The 5,808-nt window shown below is 42.5% G+C and carries 4 protein-coding genes; 2 read left to right on the forward strand and 2 right to left on the reverse strand.

Going from position 1 to position 5,808, the window contains the following annotated elements:
* Positions 1-354 (reverse strand): transposase family protein (locus IQ270_RS27355; RefSeq protein WP_193976299.1); only part of this gene is annotated, 354 nt, incomplete at its 3' end.
* A 77-nt stretch (positions 355-431) separates the two neighbouring features.
* On the opposite strand from IQ270_RS27355, the gene IQ270_RS32465 reads away from it, so the two are divergent.
* Positions 432-527 carry a bluetail domain-containing putative surface protein gene (locus IQ270_RS32465; RefSeq protein WP_368670142.1) on the forward strand — a complete coding sequence of 32 codons (96 nt, stop codon included), beginning with the start codon at positions 432-434 and terminating at the stop codon, positions 525-527.
* Positions 528-1,294: 767 nt separating this feature from the next.
* Positions 1,295-3,589, forward strand: coding sequence for a CHAT domain-containing protein (locus tag IQ270_RS27360; protein ID WP_193976300.1), 2,295 nt, complete (start codon positions 1,295-1,297; stop codon positions 3,587-3,589).
* A gap of 508 nt (positions 3,590-4,097) precedes the next feature.
* On the opposite strand, the gene IQ270_RS27365 is transcribed toward IQ270_RS27360, so the two are convergent.
* A complete protein-coding gene (locus tag IQ270_RS27365) occupies positions 4,098-5,438 on the reverse strand; it encodes a leucine-rich repeat domain-containing protein (protein WP_228056749.1) in 1,341 nt (446 codons plus the stop codon).
* Positions 5,439-5,808 lie beyond the last annotated feature (370 nt).

A 5,808-nucleotide genomic window follows, 5' to 3' on the forward strand; every position in this document is an offset into this window, starting at 1 on the left:
AATTTGCTCCATATTCGATTGTTGAACACGCTCATAAATATTTTGTTCGTATCGTTGAGTATGCCGTCTTTTAAAGTCCAAAAAGTCTATCTTTTCTGTGGGATATCGTTGGCAATTAGGACAGTAAAACTGCCGTCTTGGGACTTTTAAATACACAGGACGACCAAACACTGGCAAATCTCTTACTAAGATTGGTCGATTCTGATGCAATTGTTCGGTATAATTTTGACAATCATGACAAACCATACCTTCTGCTACAATTCTCAGTCCCAATAAAATTTTTCCCTCAATTTGAGTACAACTTTCAACCTTCACTTCAGGCAAGTCTAATATATAGTCCAAATAAAAGTCCATGAGAATAAATGTATTGTTTGTTACATTATACACCATAAAGTCAGGAGAGCCGAGTTTCTGGTCTAGCCGGAACCTTCATCGCTTTCAATGACGCAGTGGCTGGATTCAATTCTGCAAATGACTCCCTCATTTTCCTCAAGAATTATACGCTTGGCTCTGTTTCAATTGTTTAGAGGTGGTTGATCATAGGCAGACATTAGAAGAAAGAGCTAAAGTTGGGTGGGAAATGCCAGCCCTGTCAAGGTGCTTTCGACGTACTTACCTCATCCTAGCTGTCGGATTTCGCTCGTAAACCAAATTGATGGTCGATTACGCTTAAAAAGCACTCGATCGAACGATCCTCTTCGAGGGCTGTGCTAACGTCAGCAACCAAATTTCAAGCGCTTGAGGATCTTCTTCACCACCTAAATAAATAATAATCTAGTTAATTGCAAACAAAAGCTAGAGCGGAGTTTAAATTCGAGGCTGGTTAGGTAGCAAAATCGAGAATACTGCAAGAGGTGAGTAAAGCTTGGTCTAAAATCTTGAAAAGAACCTACCATAGCTTACTACTATCCCAAGCCGACATTGCCGATTCCGTGTCCGCCATGTTCTGGTAATTTTATTCCTAACCAGTCTCACCATTTGTCTGTGGCTGAGTCATGTTTCTTTTAATCCTTTACAACTAAGATGGCCAGAAGTAGCAACCGCACAGTCTGCCAATCCCAGCCAAATCGTACAACAAGGAATCGAACGATATAAAACAGGAGACGTTCCAGGCGCGATCGCACTTTGGCAAACTGCCTTAACCGCCTATCAAAGCACTAACAACCGCGCTAACGAGGCGATCGTTCGAGAAAAACTAGCCATAGCTTATCAACAAATTGGTCAATTCGGGTCAGCGATCGATTATTGGAAAAGTGCGATCGCCAACTATCACAAGCTTGGAGATTTTGTGAAGGTGGGACGGTTACTCACAGAACTCGCTCAAACCTACAGCCGTTTGGGACAAAATAGAGAAGCGAGATCGCTTTTATGCGGTGCTTCTGAGACTGATGAAATTTGCCCCAAAAGTGAAGGAAGTGCTTTGCAAATTGCCGAAAAATTTAGAGATCGCCAGGGAGAAGCGGCGGCTTTGGGAAGTTTGGGAGAAGCGTATCGCCGACTGGGAAAGTACGATCGAGCCATTGAAACTATCGAGGCTAGCTTAAAGATTGTCGGGGAGATTAACCCCCCAGTTTATCGCGCATCAGTGCTTAATAGTCTCGGTAATACTTACTTTAGTAAAGCTCAACTCAACGAGCAGCGTGCTGATTCTGCTAAGTCCAGAAATGCCGAAAATAAAGCTAATGAATTTATTAAATCAGCTGCTGCTAATTACACAAAAGCTTTAGGTTATTTCGAGATCAGTCTCGAACAGAGTCGCACTCAAAATGACCGATCGAGTCAAATGCGATCGCTTCTCAATTTGATTCAACTTTATTACCGCCCAAAATATTTTAAGTTACCTGACAACACTAATAAAGCCGAGCAAGCATTGCAAGAAGCTCTAACCCTACTTAATAGCATCCCGGATTCTCCCAATAAAGTCTATGCAGCGATCAATTTAGCCGAAATAGAACAACCTGTTGATTCTATTAATTATACTTCATCTCAAGCTCAATGTCAGCCGCGAAAACTCAACGAATTGCAGGCAGAAGAACTCCTGCAAAAAGCTGTTTATATTGCTCGAGGCATTAAAGATTCTCGCTCCGAATCATTTGCTTTAGGTAAACTCGGTCATCTCTACGAATGCCGCAAGGACTACAATAAAGTCTTAGATTTTACCAAACAGGCAAGATTGGCAGCAGACCAAAACTTAGGTGCTAAAGATAGTCTTTATTTGTGGGAGTGGCAGGCGGGACGAATATTTAAGGCGCAGGGGAAAGCATCTGAGGCAATTGCTGCTTACGAACGCGCGATCGCAACTTTAGAAGGCTCAGGAGGTATTCGAGACAATTTGTTAATTACCCAGCGAGACTTGCAATTTAGCTTTCGGGATACGATTACTCCTCTCTACCGCGAGTTTGCTCAGTTAAAGCTAGAGCGTGCTGAAGCTCTACCGATTGCAAGTCTTGAGTACCAAAAAGAACTCGATTCTGCACTCAACGCGATTGATTCTTTGAAACTAGCAGAATTGCAAAATTACTTCGGCAATGAGTGTGTATTTACCATTTTTGAGCCAGAACGAGTTGATGACTTAGAAAGAGAAGACACTGCTGTCTTTAGTTCTATAATTTTGGACGATCGAACGGCGATTGTGGTGAGTTTACCCAACTCTGACGAGAAGGGAAAGCCAAATACTGAAAGAAGATTTAAACGGCTAGTGTGGATAAACGATAGTAAAAAACTTACAGAAGAAATCAAAAAATTTCGTATAGAAATTCAGAAATTTTACGATCCTACTGACGCTTTTTTAACACCAGCACAAAATCTATATAACTCGCTGATTCGCCCTTTCGCCTCCGATTTAGACCCAACAAAAATCAAAACTCTCGTTTTCATCCAAGATGGGCTATTACGCAGCGTACCGATGGCTGCACTCCACGATGGTGAAGAATTTCTAGTTCAGAAATACGCCATTGCTACGACTCCCGGTTTACGCTTGACATCTCCTAAACCCCTAATTTTTCCAAGTCTGCGGACGCTAGCTTTGGGCTTAACCGAAGCCGCTATCGTTGATGGTGAAAAATTTAAGGCTTTGGCAAATGTCACCGATGAAATCGATCGAGTTATAAAGCTATTTCCAGGTAGCAAGAAACTCTTGGACGAACAATTTACTCCTGCGAGTTTAGAGCAAGAACTTAAACAAACGGCTTACCCGATTATTCACATTGCCACTCACGGTCAATTTGGCACTATTCCAGAAGATAGCTTTCTAGTGACAGGTAATAACGAGAAGATTACAATTACTCAGTTAGAGAGTGATATTCGCCGCTTTAGTAAAGGTACAGAGCCAGTGGAGTTGCTCGCACTCACGGCTTGTCAAACGGGTATAGGAGATGACCGTGCGACACTGGGTATGGCTGGCATTACGGTGCAAGCAGGCGTCAGAAGTGCTTTGGCTTCTCTTTGGTATGTTGACGATGCTTTTACACAAGAATTAGTCGCTAAGTTTTACGAGAACTTGGGCTTGCAAATGAGCAAAGCAGAAGCCCTAAAGGAAGCACAGAAGGCGCTGATTAATCAAAACAAGAATATACATCCCGCTAAATAAGCCTCCTTTATCCTTATCGGTAACTGGCTGTAGAATAGATCGGAATCAGGTTGGTTTTGCTGTAAGTGTCAGCAACAAAAAGCGGCTCGATCTAATATTATCTCTCTTTTGTCACTTCGGGCGAGAGTATAGCGGTATGGTGCGTCGCTCATTGATAGTCGTAAATAATCAGAATTCTGGCGGCGACGCACCCTACTTTAATTAGAATAGGAGTAGGATCATAATCTCGGCGTTGCTGAATACAAGTATGAATTCAAGTTTTCGGAATGGCTATAAGCCAAGTAGAGTGAGTTTTGCAACATCAAGTGAAAAGTTTATTCATACGCCAGAATCAGCAACGCCCGATTTTTAAATTGTGACTACGAAGAAGACAATGGCGGCCAGTCGTAAAAATCCCGCTGGGAGCTTTAGGCGAGGATAGGGTAATTTCTCACTCACTCCAAAACCTTGTTCTAGTTGGGGATACTCTAATTTTCTGAACTCTCAAGTTTTAAGAGCTAGGTTCTTGTTACCAATTACAGATAGACTCTGGCGAAAGAGGACAAGTCTTGGGTGCGCTCGAATTTCCGCTGAGGTAAAGATCGGTCAGTTTAGTCAAGGATGCTAGCGGTTTAATGTCCTTGATTTGATTGTTGTTGAGGTTGAGATCGGTCAGGTTAGTTAAAGATGCTAGCGGTTTGATGTCGCTGATTTGATTGTTGTGGAGATCGAGTACAGTCAGCTTAGTCAAGAGACATCTCCCAAAAAGCCTTTTAACGGGAGCCAGGATGTCTACCCCACAAGAATTATGGGAGAAGCCTAAAGATGCTAGCGGTTTGATGTCCTTTATTTGATTGTTGTTAAGGTTGAGCCTAGTCAGGTTAGTCAAGGATGCTAGCGGTTTGATGTCACTGATTTTATTGTTGTTAAGGTTGAGCCAATCCAGGTTAGTCAAGGATGCTAGCGGTTTGATGTCACTGATTTTATTGTTGTCGAGCCAGAGCGAAGTCAGTTTAGTCAAGCGTGCTAGCGGTTGGATATCCCCGATCTGATTGCTGTCGAGGGAGAGCGAAGTCAGTTTAGTCAAGGATGCTAGCGGTTGGATATCCCCGATCTGATTGCTGTCGAGGGAAAGCGAAGTCAGTTTAGTCAAGGATTCTAGCGGTTGGATATCCCCGATCTGATTGCTGTCGAGGGAGAGGTAATTCAGTTTAGTCAAGGATTCTAGCGGTTCGATATCCCCAAGCTGATTGCTGTTGAGGGAGAGGTAATTCAGTTTAGTCAAGGATTCTAGGGGTTTGATGTCACGGATTTGATTTTTGTCGAGCCAGAGGTGAGTTAATGTAATCAAGGATGCTAGCGGTTTGATGTCCTTGATTTGATTGTGGGTGAGGGAGAGCACAGTCAGTTTAGTCAAAGATGCTAGCGGTTTGATGTCCTTGATTTGATTGTTGTCGAGGGAAAGCCAATCCAGGTGAGTCAAAGATGCTAGCGGTTTGATGTCGCTGATTTGATTGTTGTCGAGGGAGAGGAAAGTCAGGTTAGTCAAGGATGCTAGCGGTTTGATGTCACGGATTTGATTTTTGTCGAGCTTTAGTTTCGTGAGACTCGAAAGTTTCTGAGCGGCTGCCTTGCACTCAGTAGTTCCCGCTTTCTTCAACAACACCTCAATAGTATGTTTAGTTTCAGGACTCAAAGAAGCCTTTTTGTGACACCAATTAGCAAATGTCCGTTCACTATCGCCCCGTTGTTTCTGCACGAGCCATGAGAAAGGTTCATTTCCACTAATTTGCAACTGACGCAATATTCCCAGTAACAGAATGCTGACCAATCCTATCGAAGTCAATTTCATCAATTGGGAGTAATTCATTAGTATCTCCTAAAATATGGTAGATGTCAAAAGTAAAGATATCGCCAACACTTTAGCTGACTTTAGCCCGACGTTCTTGAAACCGTGGTACAAACTCTTGGCATTGAGAGAGATTGTTTGGTTTATGGTTTTTATCCTAAATAGCTTATGGTGTAAGCTGTTCTAACATGAGCTCAGTATACCCATTTTCTCCACTCCAAATTACACCGCTCAAGATTTGAGAGAGATTGTTTGGTTTATGGCTTTTATCCTAAATAGCTTATGGTGTAAGCTGTTCTAACATGAGCTCAGTATACCCATTTTCTCCACTCCAAATTACACCGCTCAAGATTTGAGAGAGATTGTTTGGTTTATGGCTTTTATCCTAAAT

Source organism: Microcoleus sp. LEGE 07076, from assembly GCF_015207455.1.
Lineage (GTDB): Bacteria > Cyanobacteriota > Cyanobacteriia > Cyanobacteriales > Microcoleaceae > Microcoleus.

Bases quoted from the DNA above. Each gene is read 5' to 3' on its own strand.
- IQ270_RS27365 (WP_228056749.1), bottom strand. From the start codon at position 5,438: ATGAATTACTCCCAATTGATGAAATTGACTTCGATAGGATTGGTCAGC.